The 24,680-nt window shown below is 69.0% G+C and carries 27 protein-coding genes; 11 read left to right on the forward strand and 16 right to left on the reverse strand.

Features of this window, described 5'->3' with window-relative positions; all coding sequences use genetic code 11:
* From AC5Y7V_RS12390 to AC5Y7V_RS12415, 6 genes are all read right to left on the reverse strand, one after another.
* Entirely contained in the window at positions 1 to 1,536 is a 1,536-nt protein-coding gene (locus AC5Y7V_RS12390) for an acyl-CoA synthetase (RefSeq protein ID WP_499880335.1), read from the reverse strand.
* Positions 1,537 to 1,555: 19 nt separating this feature from the next.
* Positions 1,556 to 2,431 (reverse strand): enoyl-CoA hydratase-related protein, encoded by an 876-nt coding sequence (locus AC5Y7V_RS12395; protein WP_499880336.1) that lies wholly within the window; start codon positions 2,429 to 2,431, stop codon positions 1,556 to 1,558.
* Positions 2,432 to 2,449: 18 nt separating this feature from the next.
* Positions 2,450 to 2,686 (reverse strand): lipoyl domain-containing protein, encoded by a 237-nt coding sequence (locus AC5Y7V_RS12400; protein WP_499880337.1) that lies wholly within the window; start codon positions 2,684 to 2,686, stop codon positions 2,450 to 2,452.
* Positions 2,679 to 3,680: an alpha-ketoacid dehydrogenase subunit beta gene (locus tag AC5Y7V_RS12405; protein WP_499880338.1), complete on the reverse strand. Its 1,002-nt coding sequence runs from the start codon at positions 3,678 to 3,680 to the stop codon at positions 2,679 to 2,681. Before AC5Y7V_RS12405 ends, AC5Y7V_RS12400 begins: the two co-directional genes overlap by 8 nt.
* Positions 3,677 to 4,615, reverse strand: a complete 939-nt coding sequence (locus AC5Y7V_RS12410) for a thiamine pyrophosphate-dependent dehydrogenase E1 component subunit alpha (protein ID WP_499880630.1) — start codon at positions 4,613 to 4,615, stop codon at positions 3,677 to 3,679. Before AC5Y7V_RS12410 ends, AC5Y7V_RS12405 begins: the two co-directional genes overlap by 4 nt.
* An 85-nt stretch (positions 4,616 to 4,700) precedes the next feature.
* Positions 4,701 to 5,567 carry a mycofactocin-coupled SDR family oxidoreductase gene (locus AC5Y7V_RS12415; protein WP_499880339.1) on the reverse strand — a complete coding sequence of 289 codons (867 nt, stop codon included), beginning with the start codon at positions 5,565 to 5,567 and terminating at the stop codon, positions 4,701 to 4,703.
* A gap of 216 nt (positions 5,568 to 5,783) precedes the next feature.
* On the opposite strand from AC5Y7V_RS12415, the gene AC5Y7V_RS12420 reads away from it, so the two are divergent.
* A complete protein-coding gene (locus tag AC5Y7V_RS12420) occupies positions 5,784 to 7,013 on the forward strand; it encodes a CaiB/BaiF CoA transferase family protein (RefSeq protein WP_499880340.1) in 1,230 nt (409 codons plus the stop codon).
* 11 nt (positions 7,014 to 7,024) lie between these two features.
* On the opposite strand, the gene AC5Y7V_RS12425 is transcribed toward AC5Y7V_RS12420, so the two are convergent.
* A complete protein-coding gene (locus AC5Y7V_RS12425) occupies positions 7,025 to 7,399 on the reverse strand; it encodes a thioredoxin family protein (RefSeq protein ID WP_499880341.1) in 375 nt (124 codons plus the stop codon).
* A gap of 147 nt (positions 7,400 to 7,546) precedes the next feature.
* On the opposite strand from AC5Y7V_RS12425, the gene AC5Y7V_RS12430 reads away from it, so the two are divergent.
* The 5 genes from AC5Y7V_RS12430 (at position 7,547) to AC5Y7V_RS12450 (ending at position 10,567) form a co-directional block, all read left to right on the forward strand.
* On the forward strand, positions 7,547 to 7,816 hold the full coding sequence (locus AC5Y7V_RS12430; protein WP_499880342.1) for a metal-sensitive transcriptional regulator: 270 nt from the start codon (positions 7,547 to 7,549) through the stop codon (positions 7,814 to 7,816).
* Positions 7,817 to 7,847: 31 nt separating this feature from the next.
* Positions 7,848 to 8,267 (forward strand): DUF302 domain-containing protein, encoded by a 420-nt coding sequence (locus AC5Y7V_RS12435; RefSeq protein ID WP_499880343.1) that lies wholly within the window; start codon positions 7,848 to 7,850, stop codon positions 8,265 to 8,267.
* Positions 8,268 to 8,273: 6 nt separating this feature from the next.
* Positions 8,274 to 8,636, forward strand: coding sequence for a carboxymuconolactone decarboxylase family protein (locus AC5Y7V_RS12440; RefSeq protein WP_499880344.1), 363 nt, complete (start codon positions 8,274 to 8,276; stop codon positions 8,634 to 8,636).
* A 108-nt stretch (positions 8,637 to 8,744) separates the two neighbouring features.
* Positions 8,745 to 10,109: a wax ester/triacylglycerol synthase domain-containing protein gene (locus AC5Y7V_RS12445; protein WP_499880345.1), complete on the forward strand. Its 1,365-nt coding sequence runs from the start codon at positions 8,745 to 8,747 to the stop codon at positions 10,107 to 10,109.
* Between the two features lie 191 nt (positions 10,110 to 10,300).
* The gene (locus AC5Y7V_RS12450; protein WP_499880346.1) at positions 10,301 to 10,567 is read left to right on the forward strand and encodes an ANTAR domain-containing protein; all 267 of its coding nucleotides are present in this window, start codon (positions 10,301 to 10,303) and stop codon (positions 10,565 to 10,567) included.
* 78 nt (positions 10,568 to 10,645) lie between these two features.
* On the opposite strand, the gene AC5Y7V_RS12455 is transcribed toward AC5Y7V_RS12450, so the two are convergent.
* On the reverse strand, positions 10,646 to 11,374 hold the full coding sequence (locus AC5Y7V_RS12455; RefSeq protein ID WP_499880631.1) for an IclR family transcriptional regulator: 729 nt from the start codon (positions 11,372 to 11,374) through the stop codon (positions 10,646 to 10,648).
* 95 nt (positions 11,375 to 11,469) lie between these two features.
* Here AC5Y7V_RS12455 and AC5Y7V_RS12460 point away from each other — a divergent pair, with 95 nt between their 5' ends.
* Both AC5Y7V_RS12460 and AC5Y7V_RS12465 read left to right on the forward strand, forming a co-directional pair.
* Positions 11,470 to 12,810, forward strand: coding sequence for an FAD-binding oxidoreductase (locus AC5Y7V_RS12460; RefSeq protein ID WP_499880347.1), 1,341 nt, complete (start codon positions 11,470 to 11,472; stop codon positions 12,808 to 12,810).
* The gene (locus AC5Y7V_RS12465) at positions 12,810 to 13,604 is read left to right on the forward strand and encodes a DAPG hydrolase family protein (protein WP_499880348.1); all 795 of its coding nucleotides are present in this window, start codon (positions 12,810 to 12,812) and stop codon (positions 13,602 to 13,604) included. The genes AC5Y7V_RS12460 and AC5Y7V_RS12465 overlap by 1 nt, the downstream gene beginning before the upstream one ends.
* A 39-nt stretch (positions 13,605 to 13,643) precedes the next feature.
* Here AC5Y7V_RS12465 and AC5Y7V_RS12470 read toward each other — a convergent pair whose 3' ends face one another.
* From AC5Y7V_RS12470 to AC5Y7V_RS12480, 3 genes are all read right to left on the reverse strand, one after another.
* On the reverse strand, positions 13,644 to 14,096 hold the full coding sequence (locus AC5Y7V_RS12470) for a DUF6941 family protein (RefSeq protein ID WP_499880349.1): 453 nt from the start codon (positions 14,094 to 14,096) through the stop codon (positions 13,644 to 13,646).
* Between the two features lie 196 nt (positions 14,097 to 14,292).
* A complete protein-coding gene (locus AC5Y7V_RS12475) occupies positions 14,293 to 14,637 on the reverse strand; it encodes a DUF732 domain-containing protein (RefSeq protein ID WP_499880350.1) in 345 nt (114 codons plus the stop codon).
* Positions 14,638 to 14,738: 101 nt separating this feature from the next.
* Positions 14,739 to 16,523, reverse strand: a complete 1,785-nt coding sequence (locus tag AC5Y7V_RS12480; protein ID WP_499880351.1) for a DUF4407 domain-containing protein — start codon at positions 16,521 to 16,523, stop codon at positions 14,739 to 14,741.
* Positions 16,524 to 16,758: 235 nt separating this feature from the next.
* On the opposite strand from AC5Y7V_RS12480, the gene AC5Y7V_RS12485 reads away from it, so the two are divergent.
* Both AC5Y7V_RS12485 and AC5Y7V_RS12490 read left to right on the forward strand, forming a co-directional pair.
* Entirely contained in the window at positions 16,759 to 17,316 is a 558-nt protein-coding gene (locus tag AC5Y7V_RS12485) for a hypothetical protein (RefSeq protein WP_499880352.1), read from the forward strand.
* 83 nt (positions 17,317 to 17,399) lie between these two features.
* Complete coding sequence (locus tag AC5Y7V_RS12490) at positions 17,400 to 17,828, forward strand: type II toxin-antitoxin system Rv0910 family toxin (protein WP_499880353.1); 429 nt, start codon at positions 17,400 to 17,402, stop codon at positions 17,826 to 17,828.
* Here AC5Y7V_RS12490 and AC5Y7V_RS12495 read toward each other — a convergent pair whose 3' ends face one another.
* A complete protein-coding gene (locus AC5Y7V_RS12495) occupies positions 17,829 to 18,059 on the reverse strand; it encodes a LapA family protein (protein WP_499880354.1) in 231 nt (76 codons plus the stop codon).
* A 90-nt stretch (positions 18,060 to 18,149) separates the two neighbouring features.
* Positions 18,150 to 19,883, reverse strand: a complete 1,734-nt coding sequence (locus tag AC5Y7V_RS12500) for a molybdopterin-dependent oxidoreductase (protein WP_499880632.1) — start codon at positions 19,881 to 19,883, stop codon at positions 18,150 to 18,152.
* A gap of 520 nt (positions 19,884 to 20,403) precedes the next feature.
* On the opposite strand from AC5Y7V_RS12500, the gene AC5Y7V_RS12505 reads away from it, so the two are divergent.
* Complete coding sequence (locus AC5Y7V_RS12505; protein WP_499880355.1) at positions 20,404 to 20,808, forward strand: hypothetical protein; 405 nt, start codon at positions 20,404 to 20,406, stop codon at positions 20,806 to 20,808.
* Positions 20,809 to 20,832: 24 nt separating this feature from the next.
* Here AC5Y7V_RS12505 and AC5Y7V_RS12510 read toward each other — a convergent pair whose 3' ends face one another.
* The 3 genes from AC5Y7V_RS12510 to malQ are packed head-to-tail and all read right to left on the reverse strand — an operon-like array spanning position 20,833 to position 24,365.
* A complete protein-coding gene (locus AC5Y7V_RS12510; RefSeq protein WP_499880356.1) occupies positions 20,833 to 21,303 on the reverse strand; it encodes a nuclear transport factor 2 family protein in 471 nt (156 codons plus the stop codon).
* The gene (locus tag AC5Y7V_RS12515; RefSeq protein ID WP_499880633.1) at positions 21,300 to 22,181 is read right to left on the reverse strand and encodes an LLM class F420-dependent oxidoreductase; all 882 of its coding nucleotides are present in this window, start codon (positions 22,179 to 22,181) and stop codon (positions 21,300 to 21,302) included. Before AC5Y7V_RS12515 ends, AC5Y7V_RS12510 begins: the two co-directional genes overlap by 4 nt.
* A 36-nt stretch (positions 22,182 to 22,217) precedes the next feature.
* Positions 22,218 to 24,365 carry a 4-alpha-glucanotransferase gene (gene malQ, locus AC5Y7V_RS12520; RefSeq protein ID WP_499880357.1) on the reverse strand — a complete coding sequence of 716 codons (2,148 nt, stop codon included), beginning with the start codon at positions 24,363 to 24,365 and terminating at the stop codon, positions 22,218 to 22,220.
* Between the last annotated feature and the right edge of the window lie 315 nt (positions 24,366 to 24,680).

The following is a 24,680-nucleotide window of genomic DNA, read 5'->3' on the forward strand; positions in this document are numbered from 1 at the left end:
TTATACGATCCGTGACGCCCGGCCTTGCCAGTAACGTTCGCGAATGCGCCTCTTGTACAGCTTTCCGTTGGGGTCGCGCGGCAACTCCGCTTCGAATTCGACTGTGCGCGGGCACTTGTAGCCGGCCAGGTGTGCCCGGCAGTACGCGATGAGCTCCGCCTCGAGGTCGGGCCCGGGCGCGACGCCGTCGGCCGGCTGCACGACGGCCTTGACCTCCTCGCCGAACTCGTCGTTCGGGACGCCGAACACCGCGGCGTCGACGAGTTTGGGATGCATGACCAGCAGGTTCTCCGCCTCCTGTGGGTAGATGTTCACCCCGCCCGAGACAATCATGAACGTTGACCGGTCGGTGAGGTAGAGGTATCCGTCCTCGTCGACATAGCCCATGTCGCCGAGCGACCGCCAGCCCCGATCGTTGGAGACCGACGCGGTCTTGGCGGGGTCCTTGAAGTATTCGAAATCCGGCCCGCCCTCGAAGAACAACTCGCCGGACTGGCCGACCGGAAGTTCGACCCCGTCATCGCCGACCACGTGGACGGGGCTGAACGGCTTGCCGACCGAGCCGGGGTGGGCCAGCCACTCTTCGGGCCCGATCGTGGTGCCCGCGAATCCCTCGGTGCCCCCGTAATATTCGTGGATGATGGGACCGAACCACTCCATCATCCGGTGCTTGACGTCCACCGGGCACGGGGCCGCCGCGTGGATCACGCATTCCAGGCTCGAGACGTCATACTTGCGCCGCACCACCTCGGGCAGCTTGAGCATGCGCACGAACATCGTCGGCACGAACTGGGCGTGCGTGACGCGGTGCGTCTCAATCAACCGCAGCACGGCCTCGGCGTCGAACTTGCGCATCAGGATCGAGGCGGCGCCGACGCGGTGCACCGCCATCGTGTAGTTCACCCCCGCCGCGTGATACAGCGGTGCGGGGGAGAGGTAGACGCTGGAGGAGTCCATTCCGTACTTGTGGATCAGCGCCAGCTCCAGGACCGATTGGGCCCACGACCCGTTCCCGTCGGCCGGCAGCGACCGCCGCACCGCCTTGGGCCGTCCCGTGGTGCCCGACGAATACAGCATCTCCGACCCGTCCGAGGGCGGCGGGGCGTCGCCCGCCGCCGCCAGGGCGTCGTCGTACGAGCACCAGCCCGGCAGCGCGCCCCCGACGGCCACGTGGATCCCGACGCGCGGGTTGGCGGCGCGGAGGTGCGCGGCGAGGTCGGCGTCCGACGCGTCGACGAACACCGCCTTCGCGTCGGAGTCCTCAATGACGTAGGCGACCTCGTCGGGCGTGAAGTGGGTGTTGACGGCGGTGTAGTAGAGCCCGGAAAGCTGGCAGCCCCAGGTGATCTCGAAGAACTCGGGCCGGTTCGGCAGGACCAGCGCGACGCCGTCGCCGCGCCGTAGCCCGGCCCCATGGAGTGCGGCCGCGACCCGTTGGCTCCTTTCGTACAGGTCGCCGTACGGGATCGTGCCGCCGTCCGCGAGGATGAGGGCCTGCGACTGCGCGGCGGTGCTCGCGTGATCGGCGATGTTCACCAGCGGACCTCGCGACGGCTCAAGTGGTCGCCGCGCCGTCGGTGGCCGAGGCCGCCGCCGCGGCCTGGCGCCGGGCCTGCTCGGACGGCAGCACCTTGTCCTTGAACACCGTCTGGATCAGTTGCTGCACGTCCTTGCTGAGCGCCGCCAGCGCGACGAGGTCGTTGGAGCTCTGCCAGTGCACCCGCATGCCCATCAGCTCCCAGGCCCGCTTCAGGTTGGCCTTGGTCGCCAGCAGCGTCGTCATCGGCGCCTGGGCGATGTGGCGGGCGATGGCGTCGGCCCGCGCTTCGAGTTGGTCGCGCGGCACGACCTCGTTGACCAGGCCGACCTCCAGCGCCTTCTTCGCGTCGATGACCTCGGCGAGATACAGGTAGTACGCCGCGCGCCGCCAGTTCATGAAAACCCATGGCTCGATGGAGCATTCGCCCGACGGCATGCCGAAGCCCTGCAGCGGCGGATAGGAGAAGTACGCGTCCTCGGCAGCGATGACGATGTCGGTGGTCAGCCCGTAATGGGTGCCGCCCCCGACGCAGTAGCCGTGCACCGCGGCGATGGTCGGCTTGGAGAACTCCCACAGGTTCAGGATCGGCTTGACGAACAGGTCGGTCTGCGGCTTCCACGGGGTGCCCATCACCTGGGCGGCCTCGACCATCGCCGGGTAGTCGACGGAGTTGTTTCCGATCGCGTGTCCGGAGCAGAAGCCCTTGCCGTTGGCCTTGAGGATCAGCACCTTGATGTCGTAGTCGCGGTCGGCGTCCAGCAGCGCGGCGTCGACCTCCTCGGACAGCTTCTGGTCCTGGGCGTTGGCCTTCTCCGGCCAGTTCAGCGTGACGCGTGCGATCGGGCCTTCCTTTTCGTAGATGATTCTCTCGCGGGTCTCGTTGAGATCCATTGGCGGCCTTACCTTTCGTTAGGAACTGATGACGCCGATTTCGGCGCCGATGTCGTAGGTGGCCCCGACCTGGCCGGTCCACTGCACGATGCCCGAGGCGCCCGCCTCGATCTCCTGCTCCACCTTCTCGGTGGCGATGACGTAGATCGGGGTGCCCTCCTCCACGCGCTCGCCGGCGTCGACGAGAAGGCCCGTGAGCTCGGCCTCCGAGACGGCCACCGAAACGCGCGGAATCCGGATGACGAAGTCAGCCATGCACTTTGGCTCTCTCGAGCGTGCGCAGGGCGGCCGCTACGATGCGCGCCGGCGACGGGTACACTTGCGCCTCCAGCGCCGCCGCGGCGGGGTTGGGGACGAACCGGGCGGCGACGCGCTCGATGGGCGCGGCCAGCTCCCCGAACAACTCCGATTGCAGGGTGGCGGCGATCTCGGCGCCCGGGCCGGCGAATTGGACCGCGTCGTGCACCACGACGACTCGCCCTGTGCGGCGCGCGGATTCGACGATCGTCTCCACGTCGAGCGGCACCAGTGTGCGCAGGTCGACGACCTCGGCGCTGACGCCCTGCTCCGCCAGCGTGGCCGCCGCCGCGAGCGCGTCGTGCACGGGGCGCCCGTAGGCGATCAGCGTCACGTCGGTGCCGGGCCGTTTGACATCGGCCTGGCCGAGGGGGATCGAGAATCCGGGTTTGACGGGGACGGGCCCCTTCTTGCCCTGCAGCCGGATCGTCTCGACGAACAGGCAGGGGTCCGGATCGAAGATCGCCGACGTGAGAAGGCCTTTCCCGTCGCGCGGGGTGGACGGCACGATCACCTTCATGCCGGGGATGTGCATGAACCAGGCCTCCAGGCTCTGGGAGTGCGTGGCGCCGGTGGCCAGCCCGGCGTAGACCTGGGTGCGGATGGTGATCGGCGCCGTCGTCCGCCCGGCCGTCATGAACCGCAGTTTCGCGGCGTTGTTGATCAGCTGGTCGGCCGCGATGCCGATGAAGTCCATGATCATGATCTCGGCCACCGGCAGCATGCCGTCGATCGCCGCGCCGATCGCGGCACCGACGATGGCGGCCTCGGAAATGGGCGTGTCGAGGACCCGTTCGTGGCCGTACTTCGTCGACAGCCCCGCCGTCGGTCCCGAGGCGCCGGGGTCGGCGATGTCCTCGCCGAGCAGGAACACCCGGTCGTCGGCCGCGAGCGCCTCGTCTAGCGCGAGGTTCAGCGCCTCGCGCATGGTCATCTCTTGTTCCTGCGTCATAGCGGGTACCCGATCGGGGTCGCGTACACGTCGCGGTCGAGTTCGTCGACCGAGGGGGGCTCCGCGCCCATCACCGTCGCCAGGGCGGCCTCCACGCTGGCCAGCGCGTCCTGGTCGATGCGGTCGAGCTCGTCGGCGCCGCAGATGCCGGCGTCCGCCAGGTGGTCGCGGAACCGGGGCACCGGGTCGGCGGCGATGGCCGCGGCCAGTTGCTCCTTGGGGATGTAGGGCATCCGGTCACCGAAGTAGTGACCGCGGAAGCGGAACGTCACGCACTCGATGAACGTGGGGCCCGCGCCGGCGCGCGCCCGCCGCAGCGCCTCGTCGAGCGCCGACTTCACCGCCAGCGGATCGTTGCCGTCGACGCGGACCCCCGGCATGCCGTAACCGTCCGCCCGCTGCGCGACGTGCTCGAGCTTCATGGTGTCCGACGTCGGCGTCATCTCGGCGAACAGATTGTTCTGGCACACGAACACCAGCGGCAGGTCCCACAGCGCGGCCATGTTGGCGGCCTCGTGGAACGAGCCGGTGTTCGTGGCGCCGTCGCCGAAGCTCACCACCGTCACGCGGTCGAGGCCTTTGCGCTTGCCGGCCATTGCGAGCCCCACCGCCACCGGAGGCCCGGCGCCGACGATCCCGGTCGAGAGCATGACGCCCCTGGCGGGGTTGGCGATGTGCATGGTGCCGCCCTTGCCGCGGCTCGCGCCGACGGTGCGCCCCATCATCTCGCCGTAGATCTCCTCGAGCGGGACGCCCTTGCCGATCAGGTCGTGCAGCCCGCGGTAGGTCGTCACCAACTGGTCGTCGGGCCGCAGCGACACGCCCATCGCGGCGGCGATGGCCTCCTGGCCGCGCGACGGCCAGTACACGCACATGAACTCGCCGGTGCCGATGCCCTTGGAGAGGCGGTCGTCGGCCGCCTTCATCAGGACCATGAGTTCGTAGAGGCGACGCGCGATGTCCGCTGCGGATCGACCGTCGCTCACCAAGCCCCTCCAGTTCGGTTGTGCGACATCTGTTTTACGTCCCCGACCACGGCTTGACCTTGAGAAAGCCGCCGCCGTCGACGCGGAGCTGCTGGCCGGTGACGTAGCGCGCGGCGTCCGAGGCGAGGAACAGCACGGCCTCGCTGATGTCCTCGGGTTCGACGTAGGGGATGGGCATCGCCTGGACCACCGGGAAGACGGGTTCGGCGTCCTCGCGCTTGGGCTCGGACAGGTCCGGCCGGAACGCCCGGTACATCGGCGCGCTGTGCAGCATGTCGGTGTTGACATTCGTCGGGTGCACCGCGTTCATCCGGATGCTGAACGGTGCGAGAGCCAACGCAAAGTCGTGGACGTAATGCGCGGCAGCCAGTTTCGCGAAGGCGTACCCGGCCCCTCCGGGTCCACCGGACACGCCGCCGCCGGTGTTCAACGACGACATGAACGCCGCGTTGGACCCGATCACGATGATCGACGCCCCGGTCTGCAGGTGTTTGAGGCTCGAGTGCACCAGGTTGAGCACCCCGAGCAGGTCGACGTCGACGGCGTCGGCGAACGCCTGGGGCGGCAGGCCCGCGGTGAGCGGGCAGATGCCGGCGTTGGCCACCACGATGTCGAGATGGCCGAACTCGGCCACGCCCTGGTCGATCGCGGTGGCAAGCGCCACCCGGTCGCGCACGTCCGCGATCGCCGTGAACGCGCGCTGCCCCTCCTTCTCGACCAGCCGGGCCGTCTCGTCGAGATCCTCCGGCCGGGCCAGCGGGTACTCGTTGGTCTCGATGTCCGCGCAGATGTCCACCGCGATGATGTCGGCGCCCTCGGCGGCCAATAGCCGCGCGTGCGAACGTCCCTGCCCCCGCGCGGCCCCGCTGATCAAGGCCACCTTGCCCGTCACCCTGCCCATATCCCGTCCCTTTGCCCTAAATCAGCGACCCACGTTGGGGGCCAAAGCTATTCGCTGTCAAAGAATTGGGAAGGCGCGCACTCACCGCAGCGCGGAGCGGGGTCGGCCCAATGGTCGGCCCCCTCGCATCTCTTCCACGAAAACCGCGCGTGGCCGCAGCCGGGCTGTCGATATCCCTTAGAGTAGCTAGAATACTTAAAATAGCAAGAAAGGCGGATGGTGCCCTTGTCCGGCGTGCTGAGCGGTGTCCGAGTGGTCGAGTTGGCGTCGTGGACATACGTGCCGTCGGCGGGGGCGGCCCTGTCGGACTGGGGCGCCGACGTGATCAAGGTGGAGGGCGTCGCCACGGGGGACCCCGGACGCGCGCTCGTGGTCGGTGGCTTCACCCGCGAAGCGGCCCGCCCGGACGCGGACTTCATCCTGGAGTTGGGCAATCGCGGCAAGCGGAGCATCGCCATCGACATCAAGTCCGAGGTGGGCCGCGACCTGTTCGGCCGTCTGCTGGCCAGCGCGGATGTCTTCCTGACGAACTGGCTGCCCGGCGCGCTCGAGCGGGCCCGGCTCACCGTCGAGGACATCCGCGGGTTCAACCCGAAGATCATCATCGCGCGGGGTACCGGGCTGGGGGTCCGCGGTCCGGACCGGGATCGCGGGGGCTTCGACGCGGCCACCTACTTGGCGCGCGGCGGGGTGGCGTACACGCTCACGCCGTTCGGCACCGACACGCCGGCGGTCCAGGGCCCGGGGTTCGGCGACCTGCAGGGGGGCGCGACCCTGGCCGGCGGGGTGTGCGCCGCGTTGTTTCACCGGGAGCGGACCGGCGAGCCGACGATCGTGGATTCCTCACTGTTGGCGCAGGCGATGTGGGCGATCGCGCCGTCGATCTCGGCGGCCGACTTCTTCGGCATCGACGGCATCCCGGGCGCCCCGCCCGGGCTGGCCATCAACCCGCTGGTGAACCGCTACAAGACCAGGGACGGCAGGTGGATTCAGTTGGTCTTCCTGCAGCCCGACAAGTTCTGGGCCGGCTTCTGCGAACGCATGGGCCTCGGCGAGCTGGCCACCGACGAGCGGTTTGTGCCGTCGAGCAACCTGATAGCCAACGCGGCCGCGGCGACGGAGATCTTCGCGAACACGTTCGCTCGCAACGACCTTGCGCACTGGCAAAAGGTGCTCGCGGACGAACCCGGGGTGTGGGGCGCGCTCGCGACGCCGCGCGAGACCCTCAACGACCCGCAGGTAGAACCCAACGGGTACGTCGTGACCAACGTCGACGACCACGGGGAGAAATACCGAATCGTCGCGGCGCCCGTTCAATTCGACGAGACCCCGCCATCGCCCGCCCGCGCCCCGGAACACGGCCAGCACACCGAAGAGATCCTGCTCGAACTCGACGTCGACTGGGACGACATCGCCAGGGCGAAGGACCTCGGGGCCATCCTCTAAAGGCCCGCCTGTCACCCGGCCGCGGCGGCCTTGCGGACTGCGATTTTGGCGCGCACCGCGGCCATGTCCAGCGATTTCACCTGGGCGATGAGGTCCTCGAGCGCGGCCGGCGGCATGGCGCCGGGCTGGCTATAGACCAGAACGCCGTCGCGAAACGCCATGATGGTCGGCACGGAACGAATCCCCAGCGCGGCCGCCAGGTCGAGTTCCGCCTGGGTGTCGACCTTCGCGTGCACGACGTCGGGGTGCGATTGCGCCGATCGATCGTAAACGGGCGCGAAGGCCCGGCAGGGCCCGCAGTAGCCGGCCCAAAAATCAACCAGCACAAGCGGGTTGTCGAGAATCGTCGACTCGAAAGTCTCGTAGGAGAGGTCGGTCGTCGCCATCGTGAATTCCTTCCGGTTCGGTGTCCATGAGTTGTCTAGGGGTGACAACTGATACCCTATGGGGTATATTCCTCGTTAGGCCGATTGATACCCCCATGGGTACCCTGTGGGTAGCGTTCGGGAGTACGGGGAGACGGAGGATTCAAAATGATTGGTGATCAGGACAGCATCGCCGCGGTGCTCAACCGGCTGCGCCGCGCGCAGGGGCAACTCGCCGGGGTGATCTCGATGATCGAGCAGGGCCGCGACTGCAAGGACGTCGTCACCCAGCTCGCGGCGGTCTCGCGCGCGCTCGATCGCGCCGGGTTCAAGATCGTCGCGACCGGGTTGCGGGAATGCGTCACCGGGAGCGCCGCCGACGGTGGGGCGCCGCTCAGCGAGGCGGAGCTGGAGAAGTTGTTCCTGGCGCTCGCCTGAGCGCCCCGGGGCACGACTGAAAGGAGTCATGATGGACATCGCGCTTGCGACGCCGCTGCACACCTCGTTCGAGGACGCGGTCGCCCGTACCCGCGCGGCGCTCGCCGAACAGGGCTTCGGCGTGCTGACCGAGATCGACGTGAAGGCCACGATGAAGGCCAAACTGGGCCACGACATGGAGGACTACCTGATCCTCGGCGCCTGCAACCCGCCGCTGGCGCATCGCGCCGTGCAGGCCAATCGCCAGATCGGCCTGCTGCTGCCGTGCAACGTCGTCGTGCGCGCCGACCCGGAGGATGCCGGCACGGTGCTCGTCGAGGCGATGAATCCGGGGCTACTGGTGGAGGTCACCGGTGAGCCGGAGCTGCGTCCGGTCGCCGAAGAGGTTGGGGACCGGCTGCGCGCGGCGATCGAGTCACTCAAGAGTGGTTCGCCGGTGAGCGCCGAGTAGGCCGACATGTCAGACCATCAGCATCACCACGAGGTCCTGCAGGAGCTGTTGCCTCAGCACCGCGAGCTGCGCAAGCAAATCCCGGAGGTGTACAAGGGGTTCGCTGCCCTGAGCGGGGCCGCCCTGGCCGACGGGGCGCTGAGCCGCAAGGTCAAGGAGCTCATGGCGTTGGCGATCGGGATCGTCCAGGGCTGCGACGGGTGTATCGCCTCGCACGCCCAGGCCGCCGCCCGTGCGGGTGCCACCCGTGAGGAGGCCGCGGAGGCCATCGGCGTGACCATCCTGATGCACGGCGGCCCGGCCACGATTTACGGCGCGCGCGCTTACACGGCGTTCTGCGAATTCGCCGACGCGGAGGCGGGGGAATAGCGGGAGCCCCTGACGAATGTCCCGATGTTGAGGGACCAAAGTCATTGTCTGCCAATGATGTGCTGACCTTTGCCGCCCCGAGTCGTAGGTTTAGGCGCGGAGCACACCATGACTGCATTCTTACGCAACAGCGACGCGTTCACGTGGGCGATGGAAACCGACCCGCGGCTGCGATCGACCGTGGTCAGCGTCGTACTGCTGGACCGGTCGCCGGACTGGGACGAGGTGCGCGACCGCTTCGACCTCATCAGCCGCAAACTCCCGATGTTTCGGCAACGGGTGGTGCCCTCTCCGCCGCCGGCCCCGCCCCGCTGGGAGTACGCCCCCGACTTCGACCTCGACTACCACGTCCGGCGCGGTGTGGCGCCAGGGGCCGGCACGCTCGACGACGTGCTCGAGATGGCCCGGTTGGCCGAGATGCAGGACTTCGACAGGGCCCGCGCGCTGTGGGAGACGACGCTGATCGACGGCCTGGAAAACGGTGGCGCGGCGATGATTTGCAAGTTCCACCATGCCCTCACCGACGGGATCGGCGGCGTGCAGATCGCGATGAACCTGTTCAACCTTTCCGAAGACCTGTATGAGCGTGAGCCGCTGCCGCCCGAGCCGGCGGCGCCCACACCGTCGTGGGTCAGCGGCTACCGCGACACCTGGCGCTACGACGCCGGCCTGGTGGCGAATGCCGTTGCCGGCGCGGCCAAAGCGGCGCCACGGCTCGTCTACGACGGTGTGCGCCGGCCCGTCGCGACGGTCCGATCGGCCGCGGCCATGGCGGGCTCGGTCTATCGGATGATGCGGCCGATCAGCCGCCCCGGCTCCCCACTGGTGACCGACCGCGGCCTGATCCGCCATCTCATGGTGCACGAGGTGCCCATGCCCCAACTGCGCGAGGCGGCGCACCGTTGCGGTGGTGCGCTCAACGACGCGTTCGTCTCGGGCGTGGCCGGTGGGCTACGCCGGTATCACGAGAAGCACGGCGTCGCGATCGGCGACCTGCACCTGTCGATGCCGATCAGCCTGCGAACCAAGGCCGACGACATGGGCGGGAACCGGATCACCTTGATGCGCTTCGACGTTCCCGCGGGTGAGGCCGACCCGGCCGCGCGCATCCAGGAGATTCACCAGCGCGCCGGTGCGGTGCGCGACGAGAAGTCCGTCCCCTACACGCAGCGGATCGCCGGCGTCCTCAACCTGATGCCCCGCTGGTACATCGGCTCGGTGCTGCGCCACGTCGATTTCGTCGCCAGCGACGTGCCCGGGGTGCCCGTGCCGGTGTTCCTGGGCGGCGCACCCGTGCGCGCGCAGTACGCCTTCGGACCCACCATCGGCTCGGCGGTCAACGTCACACTGCTCACCTACGTCGACAAGTGCGCCTTGGGCATCGACGTCGACACCACCGCCATACCGGATTACGACGTCTTCTACGATGCCCTGGTGGCCGGTTTCGACGAAGTGCTGGCTCTCGCAGGCTGATTCGCGCGATCCCGGATCGGTCACAAGCGCGTATCGATTCCAGCGGTGCTCTGGCACAACGGCCTTCGCTCAACAAATCATGGCATAGGGCGCCTTTTAGGGGACAAGGCGCGACGACGCGTACCGCACGGGTTCTTTGCCGCCATGCGCGTGGCGGATTCCGTTCGGGCGCAACAGGAGGTATCGACAGCATGACGGCGTACGGCCCGAACTCCGGCGGCATTCTCGACACCGCGCGGGGCATCTTGATCGGACTTCGCCGATGCCCTTCGCAAGTGGCTTTGGACGAATTGCACGGTGCCGCATTGCGTCACAAGGTTCCGGTATTCGCCATGGCGTGGGCGCTGGTCCACCTGGCGGGTGACGGCGAGAAGACGCCGAGCTTCACCGACGCGCAGTCCGCGGCCCGTCGCGAATGGGGCGCCCTGTTCACCGCGCCGGCGGCGGTGCGCTGCTGAGCGGGGGGTAGGGACTTGGCGCCGGCCGGGGTCCTGGGGGGTACCACGGCCGTCGCCAACCAGCCGTTCCCGTAATCCTCAGCGCGTCCAGGCCGACGAGTCGGCCGCCGCGCGCAACGCCGCCAGGATGTGCTGCTCCTTTTCGCGAAAGCGTTCGGTGGGAGCCGGCACCGAGATCGCGACCACGTTGTCGCCGGCGGTGCGCCGTGCGATGGCGGCCGCCGAGATACCCGGGGTGTGCTCGTCGCGGTCGAAAGCGATTCCGGTGCGCCTGATCTCGGCGATCTCGTCGCGCAGCACCTGGGCCGCCGCGGGGCGTAGGCGAGCGATGACGGCCTCGGCCCCGGCCTCGTCCAGCGCCGCCAGCGCCGCCTTTCCGTTGGCGGTCGATTCCAGCGGGAACCGGACGCCGACGGCCGAGACCGCGCGCAGCCGGTGCGGCGATTCGATCTGGTCGACGAACCACATCCGCTGGCCCCGCAGTATCGACAGGTCGACGGTTTCGCCGTCGGTTGCCCGCGCCACCCGTTCGATCGTCGGGCGGAAGATCGTCGCGATCTGTTCCCCGTCGGCGCCGCCGAAACCCAGCAGGCGCTCGCCGAGCGAAAAGCGCCCCTGGGCGTCGACGTTGGCCAGCCCCACCTCGACCAGGCCGACGAGCAGCCGGCGAGCCGTCGATTTGGCCAGCCCAAGCCGCTCGCCGAGGTCGACCAGGCGCAGCCGTCCGGGCTCCGCGGCGATCTCGTCCAGCGCGGCGGCGGCCCGGCGCAGGACCTGGATGCCCTCGTCGCGACCGGTCGGCAAAATTTTCCCCTTAGACGCCCGTTATCGACATTCGTCCACTATAGTGTTCCGCATCGCGGATCACAATGACCCACAATGCGGATCAAAGGAGTTCCCAGATGGGCGGGCTACCAGCCGGGCGGCACTTTTTCCGGGGCGACGACGGGTATGAGGCCGCCCGGCGCGGCACGGTGTGGCACCAACGGGTGCCCGAGCGCTACCCCGAGGTGATCGTGCAGGCGGTCGACGCCGGGGACATCACCGCCGGCCTCCGCTACGCCAAGGCCAACGGGCACCAGGTCAGCATCATCTCGGGCGGGCACAGCTTCGCCGCCAGCCACCTGCGCGACGGCGCCGTGCTGCTCGACGTGAGCCGCCTCGATCACGTCACGGTCGACGCCGAAAAGGGCCTTGCCGTCGTCGGTCCGGGCAAGGGCGGCAGCCTGCTCATGGCCGAACTGGAGGAGCAGGGACTGTTCTTTCCCGGCGGCCATTGCAAGGGCGTCTGCCTCGGGGGTTACCTGCTGCAGGGCGGATACGGCTGGAACAGCCGCATCTACGGCCCGGCGTGCGAGAGCGTCGTCGGCCTGGACGTCATCACCGCCGATGGCGAACAGATCCATTGCGACGCAGACAATCACGTCGATCTTTACTGGGCCGCCCGCGGGGCGGGCCCCGGCTTTTTCGGCGTCGTCACGTCGTTCTACCTCAAGCTGTATCCGCGCCCGGCCGTCTGCGGCACCAGCGTCTACGTCTATCCGTGGGACGTCGCCGACGAGGTCTACAGCTGGGCCCGCAGCATCAGCGCCGAGGTGGACCGCCGGGTGGAGATGCAGGCCATCGCCACGCGCAGCCTCCCGGAGATGGGCATCGACAGCCCCGCGATCGCGTTCGCGTCCCCCGCGTTCGCCGACTCGGAGGAGGAAGCGCAACGGGCGCTCGCCATCTTCGGCAGCTGCCCCGTGGTGGACAAGGCGCTGGTGGCGGTGCCGTACATGCCAAGCGACCTGCCCACCTGGTACACCGCCGTGATGACCCACTACCTGAACGACCACCGGTACACGGCCGACAACATGTGGACCTCGGCGTCCGCCGACGAGCTGCTGCCGGGCATCCGGACGATCCTGCAAACCATGCCGCCGGCCCCGTCGCACTTCCTGTGGCTGAACTGGGGACCGTCCCCGCCGCGCCAGGACATGGCCTACAGCGTGGAGGACGAGATCTACCTGGCGCTCTACGGCTCGTGGAAGGACGCCGCCGACGACGAGAAGTACGGCGACTGGGCCGGATCCAACATGGCCGCGATGTCGCACCTGGCCACGGGAATCCAGCTCGCCGACGAGAATCTCGGCAACCGGCCGGCGAAGTTCGCCACCGACGAGGCCATGGCGCGCCTCGACAAGGCGCGCGCCACCTATGACCCCGACGGCCTGTTCAACAGCTGGATGGGACGGCTCTGATGGCCGGCGAGAAGTATCTGGGTTACCGCGACGACGACGCGAACACCCCGTTCGGCAAGTTCTTCAAGCCCGAAATGGCCTCGTTGCCAACGCATGTGGTGGAGGCGCTACAGCACGGTCCGCAAGGCGGGATGGCGTTGCTGGCGTTCGACGACGCCGCCACCGTCGCCGAGGACGGGTACCAGCGGACCGAGAACGGCTACGGACTCCTCGAGGACGGCAGCCTGCAGGTGTCGGTGCGCACCGACATGCCCGGGGTCACCCCCGCGATGTGGGCCTGGTGGTTCTCCTGGCACGGTTGCGACACCCGCCGCTACAAGCTGTGGCACCCGCGCGCGCACCTGTCCGCCGCCTGGAAGGACGGCCAGGACGACCGGCGATACATCGGCCGCTGGTCGATGATCAGCGAGTACATCGGCTCGACGTTGCTCAACGGCGCAATTCAATTCGTCGAGCCGGAGGCCCTGGGCTGTCCGCCCGACAGCGCGGACGCGGTGTCGATCTGCGCTCGGCTGGGGTCGGGCGACGCGCCGGTCGATGCGGGTTGGTTCATCCATCACATCCGCTCGACGCCAACCGGCGCCGAGATGCGGTCGCGGTTCTGGATGGGCGGACCGCACATCGCCGTGCGCAACGCGCCCGGCGTCGCGTCGCGGGCGGTCCGCCCGATCGCGTCGCGGGTGCTGGGCACGTCGGAGGCGACCGCCCGCAACCTGCTGGTGCACTGCGCGCAGGAGATGAACCACCTGGCGGGCTTTCTGCCCGAGCTGCACGGCGCCTTCGGCGACGACTAGGGCGCGGCGTCGCCAGTTGCGCTCTCGCGACGAGAGATATCAGGCTTGCGGCGAGGCCTGCGGGTGCGGCGCGCCGACCACGACGAACGCCTCGACGGTGGTGGCCTGCTCGAAGCCCTCCACCTCCACCCGCCACTCGTAAAGCCCGGGCTCCAGGGGAATTCCCGCCGGGATGTTGAGCGTGAGCGGCATGCGAACCGAGGTGCCGTGGATCGCCCCGGGGGGACGACCGGCCTCCGCCGACGCCTCGAAAGAGATCCGTTGTGGCCCTTGGGTGCCCATCACCACCACCGGCTCGCCGTCGGTGGTCAGCAATTGACACGTCAGCTTGTGCGGTTTGTTGGTCTCGTCCCAGTCGATGTCCAGGAAAAGCACCAAAGCGAAAGGGGGAGTGGGTGTTTGGCACTGCCGCCAGCCGAGGCCGAGGGCATGGACCTTTCCGGATGCGACGTCGGCCTGCGCCGCGTCCGCGAGGAACAGGCTGATCTTCACGCCCGGGCCGCGATCGCCGTGGCGGTTGTCACCGCGAGACCCTGCCCTGCCATCTCCGCCGCCTCGAGATCCACGAGATCCTTCCCCCCGCCGCTATCGGGAGGATCATACCTTCGCGCGGATCAGGCACGGCGGCCGCGCACCCGCGCCGCCGCCATCCGCCCCCGTGGGCGGAAACCGCGCAAACCGCGGAAACCTAAGCGCCGGCGGGCTTCGGCGATGGGCCTTCCTCGGTCTGGGTCAGCTTCTCGGGGCAGTACGCCGAGGCCGCGATCGCCGCGAACTTGGCGGCGCCGGGGCCCTGGAACCCGGGGTTTTTCTCCTGCAGGTTCTTGACGATCTCCTCGCCCGTCATGCCGTCGTCGGCCGACTTGCACACCTGCTTGCCGGCGGTGATCGCGCGATCGGCGTTCAGGTACGTCAGCCCCGCTTGGGTAAGCGCGTTGAGGAAGGTTTGATCCTTGGCGTCCGGGTCGGCGTAGGCCGGGGCGGCGGTACCGATCACCAGGGCGGCACTGGCCAGCAGCAGTACAGGTTTCATAGTTCCGAGATTCTGGCAAAGCCGGGAAAACCGTGCATCCGTTGCGGCCAACGGGACTTTAACGGCGGCTGGCCACCGGATGAAATCCGATGGCGCCGCGATCACTTGCCGGGTGGTAGCTGCCGCGGGCCTTCCGGTGCACGCAGCTCGCTCGGTCCGTCCCGCCGCGTCAGCTCGGACTCGCGGTCGCGGCCCGCCAGCGCCAGGCCGTCGTCGTCGTTGGCGTCGATCCCGCGCAGCGAGCGCCGCTCGTGGCCGCCCACCCGCATCCGGCCGGCGGCGGACGGTGCTTCGTCGGACGCGGGCCGCGGCGGCGCCTGCCCGCCGGTGTCGGTGCTTTCCGAGTCGAGTGTCACCTTCCGGGTCCGCTTGAGCGCGAACGTGATCTCCTCGACTTCCTCGAAGACGTGACGCGCGGTGCGCAGCGGCTGGGTCGTGTTGTCGATGACCCGGGCGACGAACGGCGGGACCAGCGGGCGAATCCAGCGGGCCGCGGCCCTGGTGGCGTCGGGGAGCGACGGGATCAGCGGCGCCGCCCGCTCATCGTGCGGTTCGACCTCGCCGCCCGGCTCGATCGGTGCGGGCAGGTTCGCGGGGCTTGCGGGCGTCACCCGGACCTCGACGTCCTGTGGGTCGGCGGGCAGCGGGGCGATCGCCCGACTGGCCGCCTCGGCCTCCGCCGCGATCGGCAGGTACATGTCGTCGGCCACCGGCTCGAACGTGCGTTCCGACGACGCGCGCACCGGCGCATCGAGGGCGTCCAGCACCCGCCGGCGCTGCTGTTCGCGGTCGATCTCGGTCTGGGCATCGATGGCGAGCCGGGCCTGCGTGAGTTGGTGTTCGGCCCACATGATTTCGGCCTCGCGGCGGACCTGCGCCCGCTTGATCGCGATGGCGGTTTCGGCCTCGAGTTCGGCGCGCTCGCGGTCGGCTCGCGCGGTCGTGTGGCGGTCGTGCGTCGTCTCGCCCCGCCAGAGCCGCAGGATCAGCGGAAGCACGCACAACAGCGCGAAAAACGCGATCGCCGCCAGCCGCAGCGCTAATGCCCCCGCGCCGGCGAGCGTGAGGTCGTTCATGGCGACCCAGCGCGCGCCCAGCCCCCGGCCGGCGTCGGCGGCCACCTCTTGGCGCGCCCGGGCCACGGCCTGCTCCTCGCGGGAGATGCGGGCGTCCAGTTCGGGGGCCTGGCGGTCACGGGCCGCCAACGCGCCGTCCAGTTGGCGCTGCGCGTCGGCGAGAAGCTCGTTTGCGGTTCGGGTTTCGGGCCCGGCCCCGGGAACGCCGGTGATCCGGGTCTGCGGGCAGGGCGGCGACGGGTTGTACTCGCAGCGCGCCACCACCAGCGCCTGGTCCTGACGCTCGCGGGCCTGCGCGACGGCGACATCGAGCGCGCCCCGCGCGTCCTTGGCCTGTTGCAGCGATGCCGACGCCTGCGCGACGGCGGGCGTCGAGTCGGCGTCGCGCAGGGCGCGTTCGTCGAGACGGTGGTCGATCGAACTCGCGAAGATGACGAGCGAGGCCAGCTCGCCGACGACTGCCCCGACGGCGACCGCTACGGCCGCGCGAGCGGCGACGCCGGGCCAGCGGCGGCCGGCCCCGGCGGCGGTGCCGCGGGTCACCGCGCCCACCAGCAGGCCGAACAGGAGCGTCAGCGCCACCACGGCGGGCGTTGGCCAGCGGGTGGACTCGCGCACCGCCAGGCCCGCGACCAGCCAGGCCAGCGCGGCCCCGAGCAACACGACCGCGCCGGCGAGCGCTTCGTCGGCCTGCGTCACCCGCTCGTGCCGCTCACCGGGCTCACGCCGGTGCCCGCCGCCGAGCCAGGTCAGCGGACCCTGGATCCGCGACGTGAACGAGCGCGACTCAGTGGCTTGCTGGGCGCACATCGGTTCCAAACACCTCCAAGTTCGTCAAGCCTCCCAGGCCGGCGGCCGACGCACCGAATCGAGCCGCCACGCGTGTGGTGATGTTCACAGCGCAACGGGGGTGGGTGCGGGTCACATCCTCGTGATACCCATCGGGTCCGCCCAGCCTGATCCGGGGCCGCCTCTGGTGCGAAATTGCTGCGACGCGAGCCGATCAGCGACCGTTCCGGCAGGGGACGTGAGACGGTATAAGCCTATGCCAAATCACGATTATGTCACCTACGAAGAGTTCGGCCGCAGGTTCTTCGAGGTCGCAGTCACCCCCGAGCGTGTCGCCGCCGCGTTCGCGGACATCGCGGGCAACGAGTTCGCCATGGAGCCCATCGCCCAGGGCCCCGGCGGGATCGCCAAGGTCAGCGCCAACGTCAAGATCCACGATCCCAAGGTGACCCGCCGCCTGGGCGACGACATCACGTTCGTCATCCACATCCCGTTGTCGATCGATCTGCTGCTGGACCTGCGCCTGGACAAGCAGCGCTTCGTGGTCTCCGGAGACATCGCGCTGCGCGCCACAGCGCGGGCCGCCGAGCCCCTGCTGCTGATCGTCGACGTCGCAAAGCCTCGCCCGTCCGACATCACCGTCAACGTGTCGTCGAAGTCCTTCCGCGGCGAGGTGCTGCGCATCCTGGCGGGCGTCGACGGCGAGATCCGCCGTTTCGTCGCGGCGTACGTCGCCGAGGAGATCGACACGCCGCAGTCGCAGGCCGCGCAAGTCATCGATGTGGCCCATCAGCTGGCGGAGGCCTGGCCCTAGCCCGCGCGTCGGGTTTATCCCTTCGGGACCGACGGGTATGCGGAGGCAACGCCCGTTACCGTCTTTTTCAGGAGTGAGAACCCTTGGCGCGAGTAGATGTTTCGATGGCGTCGGAGGTGCCGGCGGAAACCGCCTGGAAGCTGGCGTCCGACCTGCGCCGCTTCGACGAGTGGCTGACGATTTTCGGTGGCTGGCGCGGGCCGGTCCCGGACACGATCGAGAAGGGCACCTGCGTCTCGTCGTGCATCAAGGTCAAGGGCTTCCGCAACATCATCCACTGGCAAGTCACCTGCTACGACGCGCCGAAAGCCATTGAGCTGCAAGGCCGGGGCCGTGGGGGCATCCGGATCGGGGTCGGGGTGACCATTTCCGACGACGATCCCGGATCGAAGTTTCACCTCACGGCGGACCTGAAGGGTGGCGTGCTCAGCGGCCCGGTCGGCGGGCTGGTCGCCAGGGTGCTGCGCTCCGACATCCGGAATTCGGTCAACAACCTGGCGTCCCTGCAGTAGTCACCGCGGCGGCTTATCGGTGTGCCATCCGCGTTCGGCGTCGCGGATTCGCCTGCGGTCCATGGCAAGCCACGCCAGGCCGGCGCCGAAGGCCAGTAGGCCGACGATCGCGGCGGCGACGCCCGCGCGGGCCTGCCCGAGCGCGAAATTGATTACGCACACCGGAAACGACACGGCGGCCGCCGCGACGACGGCGAGGCCGGCCCAGCGCTCCCGGGGGCGTCGTACCATGGTGCCTCCTCGGATGCCGCGTTGGTTACACCGCTTGTCAGCGGCTACCCGAAACGGCCTCCGAGGAAACGACTTTGGCCGGCGACGCCGCTACAGCGTCTGGTGCCGCCCGAAGTACTTGTGGTCCTCGCTGTAGCCGCCGTACCCGCTGCCGATGTCGCGGTAGTCGGCGACGAACTCGATCCCTTTGATCCACTTCACCAGCTTGAAGCCGTGCTGCAGCTCGTTGCGCAGCCGCAGCGGCTTGCCGTGCAGGTAGGGGAGTGGCTGGTCGTTCATGTTGTAGGCCAGCATCGTCATGTGGTGGTCCATCTGGCCGATGTGGTGGGCGTTGTAGTAAATGCCGCCGGTGGCGCCCAGGCCCATCGAATAGAACACCGCCCATTTGGCCTCGGGCAGCGGCTTGACGATGTCCATGATCGCCTTCATCTGCACGCCACCCCATTTGGCCACGCCGGACCACGCCTGGATGCAGAAGTGCTGGCTGATCTGCTCGTGGTAGGGCAGCGCCTTGAGGTCGTCGAGCGAGAATTCCATCGGGTGCTCGACCAGGCCGTAGACCTTCAGCCGCCAATCGCGAAAGTCGTTGGTCTCCAACTCTTTGTACTCGACCGTCTCGGGTAGGCGGCCGTTGCGCCAGTGATGCGGTGAGATGTCCTTCTCGGTGAACGCACCGGGCTTGGGGTCGAGCTGTTCGAGCGCGCGCTGGAAGGGCCCGACGAGCGCATAGCCGACCCGCTGGATCACCCGGGGATGGCGAATCGTGAAGGGGGTGGCCCACACCCACGCGACGGCCGTTACGACCATTGCCGCGGCGAAGATCCAGAAACCCACCCAGCTGTCGTCGTCGCGCGAGGCGAACATGTGGTTGAGGTTCCGCAGCGCGCCGGTGGTCAGGACCATGGTCACGTGCACCAGGATGAAGAACAAGAAGTACACCAGCACCACGAAATGCAGCGACCGCGCGTGCTGGATGCTCAGCCGCTTGCTGAGCCAGTGCACGCGCTGCGACAGCGCGGGTGACATGCCCAGGCCGGTGATCAGCGCCGCCGGCGCGGCGATGAAGACCGTGGTGAAGTACGCCAGCAGCTGCAGGCCGTTGTAGGCGACCCAGCCGTTGTCCTTGGGCCAGTCCAGCGAGAGGTACTGCACCGCAACGGACGCGGCGTTTCCGAACACGTCCCAGCTGGTGGGCACGATGTGGCGCCACTGGCCGGTGGCGAACAACAGCACGTAGAAGACCAACCCGTTGACGAGCCACAGCACGTCGATGCCGAGGTGCCACCACCGGGCCAGCCCGATCGAGTGCCGAAAACCGGGCAACCCGAGTTGCGGTGGCAGCGCGACGGTATCGGCGTTGGCGGTCCACAGCTCGTCGTCGGGCACCGGCGGCCCCACCCGCAGCCACTCGTCCTTGCCCGGTGTCGCGTTGCGGCTGAAGTAGAGCCGGGGGTGGTCACACAGGATCTGGATGCCCGTCCGGATGATGAACATCATCATGAACAAGTTGAAAAAGTGCGTCCACCCGATCCAGGCGGGCAGGCCGGGGCTGACACCGGTGTGAGCGTCGGTTCCCGGGTAACGCTGGATGAACGACTGCACCGCCGGCATGTTGTGCAGGCCCTTGCCGATCGCCACGCCCACGACCAGCAGGGCGAAGCCGATCGGGATCAGCCAGAGCAGGTTGAACCACTTGTCGCGCCCGACGCGCAGCTTCGGGGCCGTCGCCCGACGGGTGAGGTCGAAGCCGCCGCCATACGCCTCGACGTCGATGGTGTCCTCGGCGGTGTGTATTTCGTTGCGGTAGTCGGGGATTGACGTCAGCGGCGTGCCCGCCGCGAGTGTCGATACTGGGCCGTCGTGCGCTGCCCGCCCCCGATGTTCGGTGTTCGTCACGGGGCCGAATTTACCCGAATGCACTTGGATTAATTGGACTCGTTCAGGCGGCTGGGCTCCGCCACGGGTTCTGCGGTAGTCGGCAATAGTTGCCTGGGGCCAAAATCCACCTTGTCATGAATGCAGGTAGCCGCAACTGCTGAACAAATCGCTCAATTTGTACCGCAGACTCGGATCCTTGGCGGTCGCTGTGAGTTTGGGCATAACCTTCTGGACGGCCGCGACCGCGCGGCTCGCGCGGCAGCCCGGTCCGGCTGGGCGTTCGGCGGTTGAATTCGCCGGTTCGGCGCAGGTCAGCAAAATGAATGAAAGCGCGAATTGCGAACAGCCTCGCCATTGGCGGGTTATCGTACGGCGTCCTGTCGCACGCGGGCGAAGGTGGAATCTCGCGTGCGGATAGAAAATACAAATCCAGTTGGAGGTTTACATGACCCGACGGTGGTTGTTTATGGCCCTCGTTGTCGCCGCGGCATTAATGACGGGCTGCTCGAGCAGCAAAACGACAACTTCGGGGCCCAGCCCGTCCGCGAGCGCGTCCACGACGTCGGCAGCTACCACGTCGACGCCCGCTGCTTCGAGCGATACCACCTCCGCAACCGCACCCGTCAGCGCGACCCTGGATTCGAGCCAATGCGTCGACGTCACCGGGGCGAACGTCGATCTGCTCGCCGCGTCGGACAAAGATGCCGCGCGAAAGGCCGCCGACACCTTGGAGCGATACAACCCGCCGGCTTCCGTCAAGGACGCGATCGAACACTTCGTCACGACGGGCGGCGCACACTTCGACGACCCGGACTACACGAAGAACAACAAAGCCCTCGACGGCTGGGTCAAGCAGGTCTGCCCCAGCTAACGGCCACAGGGCAATAGGCGCGCGCTAGGCGGGGTCGCGCGGCCGCAATCGGCGGGCCGGCCGGGTCTCGATCGCGTTGACGGTCAGGGCCCGGCGGCTGATCCTCCAGCCCGCGTCGGTCAGCCAGTACTCGTCGTCGTAGCGCAGGTGCCAGACCACGTCGACGACCTCGTCCCCGCGTGGGCTCCAATGGTGCGCGACGCACGCGACGCGCCCGGCGGCGGTGCCGCTCCTGGAGCCCTCGTCATAGACCTCGCCGACGATGGCGTGTTCGGTGCGGGTGACGGCGGCGACGGCGGCCACGGCGGCGGCGATGGCCTGATGGCCCCGGTGGGCGTGGACGGGCTCCAGCGCGTCCGGCGGCTCGGGCACCCGCAACTCGGCCGTCTCGGTGAAAAGCGTTGTGGTGGAGTCGAATTGACGGTCATCGACGTAGGCCGCGTACCGGTGCACCAAGTCGCTGAGGGCCGCGCGGTCGCTCGCGGAGAGGGTCACGAGCTCAACGACAGCCGCTGGGCGCACGCCGACAGGGCGTCCTTGGCCTCCTCGATGTCGGCGGTCGGCGGCATCGAGAGCACGATCCGGTCGGCCCCCTGCTCGACGAGCCCGCCCGCGCGCTCGGCGTCGATCTTGGTGACCGCATGGCCCAGCGATACTTCCAGCGCCGCCGGGTCGCGGCCCGCCGCCGACGCCTCGTCGCGCATCAGCGCGATCAGCGACGCGAGTTCCGGGCCGGCCACCCCGAGCGGCTGCAGTCCGTCGCCCAACCGCCCGGCCCGGCGGGCCGCCGCTTTGCTGTGCCCGCCGATGTAGATCGGAAGCCGTTCGCCGGCAACGGGTTTGGGATAGCACGTGACGTCGTCGAACTCGAAGAACTCGCCGTGGTGCGACACCCCCTGCGGCGTGTCGGCCCACAGCGCCCGCAACACGGCCAGCTGCTCGTCGGCCCGCCGGCCCCGGCTGTCGAATTCCGCGCCGCACGCCTCGACCTCTTCCCGGAGCCAGCCCACCCCCACGCACAGCCGCAGCCGTCCGCCCGAGAGCGCGTCGACCGTCGCCGCCCGTTTGGCCAGCATCACCGGATGGTGGTTGGGCAGCACCAGCACCCCGGTGGCCAGCCGCAGCCGACTGGTGTGCCCGGCCAGGAACGCCAGCAGGTCGAGCGGGTCGGGAATGGGGCAGTCGGCGGTCAGCCCGACCCGCCCCGAGCTGTCGTACGGGTAGACGCTTTCGTAGCGGGTGGCCAGCACGGTGTGCTCGACGACCACGATCGATTCGAACCCGCACCGCTCCAGGTGCGTCGCGAAGCTCGCCATCCACTCCGGGTTCGCGGTGACACCCTCGGCGACCGGCGCCAGAACCCCGAATTTCAGCGAAGCCGTCATGGCACCAGAAGTTAACAGGTGGTGCTATTCCGGCGGCGCGATCGCCGTGCGGACGGCCTCGGCCAGCGCGGCCGCCCGGCGATCGGTGAATACGTCCTCGAGCAGCACGCCTCGGCCGTCGGGGCCGGTCAGCGGGACCCGCCAGTTGGGGTATTCGTCGGTGGTGCCCGGCTGGTTCTGGGTCCGCCGGTCGCCGACCGCGTCGGTCAGCGCCACCCCCAACAGCCGCGACGGTGTCCGGCCCAGGTACCGGTACAGGGCGAGAACCACCTGCTCCGGGTCGTTTGGAACGTCTGGGCCGCCGTCCAGCAGGCCGACCCGGCGCAGCTCGGCCAGCCAGGCCGCCAGCTCGGCCCGGTCGGATTCGAGCTCGATCTCCGCCGGGCGGGTCAGCAACCCCAGCGACTCCCGCAGCCGGACGTGGTCGCCGGCCAGGTAACCGGCCGTCGGCGGCAGATCGTGGGTGGTGACCGACGACAGGCAGTACTCGCGCCAGCGCTCGGCCGGCAGCGGGCCGCCGGTTCCATCGCGATCCAACTCGAACCACAGGATCGAGGTGCCCAGCACGCCGCGTAATAAGAGGTAGTCGCGCACCCACGGTTCGACGGTGCCGAGGTCTTCGCCGACGACGAGCGCCCCGGCCCGGTGGGCTTCCAGGGCGACGATGCCGATCATCGCTTCGTGGTCGTAGCGCACGTAGGTGCCCTCGGTCGGCGGTGCGCCCCGCGGGATCCACCACAGCCGGAACAACCCGATGATGTGGTCGATGCGGACGCCGCCGGCGTGCCGCAGCACCGCCCGGATCAGCGCCCGAAAGGGGTGGTATTCCTGCTCGTCCAGCCGGTCCGGACGCCAGGGCGGCTGCGACCAGTCCTGGCCGAGCTGGTTGAACTCGTCGGGCGGCGCGCCGGCCGTCACGCCCAGCGCCATCACGTCCTGCAGGGCCCAGGTGTCGGCGCCGTTGGGGTGCACCCCGACGGCCAGGTCGTGCATGACGCCCAACGCCATCCCGGCCCGGACTGCCTGGGACTGCGCCGAGGCGAGTTGTTCGTCGAGTTGCCACTGCAGCCAGCGGTGGAAATCGACGGCGTCCGAATTCCGTTCGGCGAACCCCGCGACGCCGGCGGCGCCCGGGTGCTGCAGCGACTCGGGCCACCGATGCCAGTCGTCGCCGTATTCCTCGGCCAGCGCGCAATAGACGGCGAAGTCGTCGAGCGGGGCTCCCTCCCGGTCGCGGAACGCGGCGTAGGCCAGCTCACGGCCCGCCGAACGCGGCTCCCGGTGCAGCAGCCGCAGCGCGGCCCGCTTGGCCGCCCAGGCGCCATCGCGGTCGATGGCGTCGAGTTGGCCCGCCCGCTGTTGCACGTCCGACCGCAGCCGGCGCAGCCGGCCCCGCTTGGTCAGGTCGGCGTATTCGGGGATCGCCTCGACGCGCAGGTAGAGCGGGCTGAAGAAGCGGCGCGACGTGGGCAGGTACGGCGACGGCTCCATCGGGCTGGACGGCGCCGCGGCGTGCAGGGGATTGACCAGGACGTAGTCGGCGCCGTGGCGCGACGCCGACCACACCGCGAGGTCGCTGAGGTCGGTGAGGTCGCCGACGCCCCACGAATGCCGCGACCGCACGCTGTAGAGCTGCGCGGCCAGACCCCAGGCGCGGCGGGCGCCCAGCCGCTCCGGCAGGCCGAGCCAGTCCGGCGTGACGATCAGCGCGGTGCTCGTCTCGGAGTCCCCGGAGCGCAGGTGGACGCGGTGGTAGCCCAGCGGCAGGTGAGCCGGCAGGACGAAGCTGGCCTCACCGATCCAGCGCCCGTCCAGCTCGAACGGCTGGGTGAAGTTGTCGACCTGCGCCACCCCGCCGCGCACCGTGCCGTCCTCGAGCTGCAGCCACACCTCGGCGGGATCGCCGTGCGTCACGTGCACCCAGAACCGGATCTGCTCACCCGTGCGCCCGACGATGGTCGCGGGCATCCGGCGCTCCCAATGCGACCGCCGCTGCGCGGTCAGGGCGGCGTTGCGGTCCTGTTCGGTGCCGGCGGCGACGCCGAGCGCGGCGAGCACCGCCACCAGCGTGTGCTCTCCGACGAGCACGCGCCGGCCGGTCCAGTCGTCGTACTCGGTGGCGATGCCGAAGCGGCGGGCGAGTTCGACCAGCGAGGGCGCGAGCTCCGTCATGTCGCCCATCTTGCTTGAGAAGCGGTTTGGTCGCCTCATCGCCGAGCCCGACGGGCGAAGCTGGCCGTTCGACAGGACTAAGCGGGCGTCCCCGGTTAACATGCCCAGTGAAGACGTGAGGAATCCGGCCGGGGGATGAGTGGGGAACTGCACAAGTGTCAGCGGCGCTGCTGGCACCGTTAGCGACACTCACGACCCGAAAGCGGCCGGATTCGTCTACGCGGCCAGATTGAATCCAAGTGAACGCGCACGGCAACGCGTGGCGAGGTCCGTGCGGGTCCCTTACGGTTGTCGAAGTAATTCGCGCCCGGATAT

This window comes from Mycobacterium sp. NGS34 (assembly GCF_059812845.1).

What these genes read in the sequence shown, in the direction of transcription:
- AC5Y7V_RS12440 (WP_499880344.1), top strand. Translation starts at nt 8,274, where the DNA reads ATGTCAGACCATCAGCATCACCACGAGGTCCTGCAGGAGCTGTTGCCT.
- malQ (WP_499880357.1), bottom strand. Translation starts at nt 24,365, where the DNA reads ATGACGGAGCTCGCGCCCTCGCTGGTCGAACTCGCCCGCCGCTTCGGC.
- AC5Y7V_RS12465 (WP_499880348.1), top strand. Translation starts at nt 12,810, where the DNA reads ATGGCCGGCGAGAAGTATCTGGGTTACCGCGACGACGACGCGAACACC.
- AC5Y7V_RS12480 (WP_499880351.1), bottom strand. Translation starts at nt 16,523, where the DNA reads ATGTGCGCCCAGCAAGCCACTGAGTCGCGCTCGTTCACGTCGCGGATC.
- AC5Y7V_RS12400 (WP_499880337.1), bottom strand. Translation starts at nt 2,686, where the DNA reads ATGGCTGACTTCGTCATCCGGATTCCGCGCGTTTCGGTGGCCGTCTCG.
- AC5Y7V_RS12425 (WP_499880341.1), bottom strand. Translation starts at nt 7,399, where the DNA reads ATGGCGACGACCGACCTCTCCTACGAGACTTTCGAGTCGACGATTCTC.
- AC5Y7V_RS12475 (WP_499880350.1), bottom strand. Translation starts at nt 14,637, where the DNA reads ATGAAACCTGTACTGCTGCTGGCCAGTGCCGCCCTGGTGATCGGTACC.
- AC5Y7V_RS12505 (WP_499880355.1), top strand. Translation starts at nt 20,404, where the DNA reads ATGGCCCTCGTTGTCGCCGCGGCATTAATGACGGGCTGCTCGAGCAGC.
- AC5Y7V_RS12450 (WP_499880346.1), top strand. Translation starts at nt 10,301, where the DNA reads ATGACGGCGTACGGCCCGAACTCCGGCGGCATTCTCGACACCGCGCGG.
- AC5Y7V_RS12460 (WP_499880347.1), top strand. Translation starts at nt 11,470, where the DNA reads ATGGGCGGGCTACCAGCCGGGCGGCACTTTTTCCGGGGCGACGACGGG.
- AC5Y7V_RS12410 (WP_499880630.1), bottom strand. Translation starts at nt 4,615, where the DNA reads ATGGTCCTGATGAAGGCGGCCGACGACCGCCTCTCCAAGGGCATCGGC.
- AC5Y7V_RS12405 (WP_499880338.1), bottom strand. Translation starts at nt 3,680, where the DNA reads ATGACGCAGGAACAAGAGATGACCATGCGCGAGGCGCTGAACCTCGCG.
- AC5Y7V_RS12415 (WP_499880339.1), bottom strand. Translation starts at nt 5,567, where the DNA reads ATGGGCAGGGTGACGGGCAAGGTGGCCTTGATCAGCGGGGCCGCGCGG.
- AC5Y7V_RS12485 (WP_499880352.1), top strand. Translation starts at nt 16,759, where the DNA reads ATGCCAAATCACGATTATGTCACCTACGAAGAGTTCGGCCGCAGGTTC.
- AC5Y7V_RS12395 (WP_499880336.1), bottom strand. Translation starts at nt 2,431, where the DNA reads ATGGATCTCAACGAGACCCGCGAGAGAATCATCTACGAAAAGGAAGGC.
- AC5Y7V_RS12420 (WP_499880340.1), top strand. Translation starts at nt 5,784, where the DNA reads ATGGTGCCCTTGTCCGGCGTGCTGAGCGGTGTCCGAGTGGTCGAGTTG.
- AC5Y7V_RS12430 (WP_499880342.1), top strand. Translation starts at nt 7,547, where the DNA reads ATGATTGGTGATCAGGACAGCATCGCCGCGGTGCTCAACCGGCTGCGC.
- AC5Y7V_RS12495 (WP_499880354.1), bottom strand. Translation starts at nt 18,059, where the DNA reads ATGGTACGACGCCCCCGGGAGCGCTGGGCCGGCCTCGCCGTCGTCGCG.
- AC5Y7V_RS12435 (WP_499880343.1), top strand. Translation starts at nt 7,848, where the DNA reads ATGGACATCGCGCTTGCGACGCCGCTGCACACCTCGTTCGAGGACGCG.
- AC5Y7V_RS12445 (WP_499880345.1), top strand. Translation starts at nt 8,745, where the DNA reads ATGACTGCATTCTTACGCAACAGCGACGCGTTCACGTGGGCGATGGAA.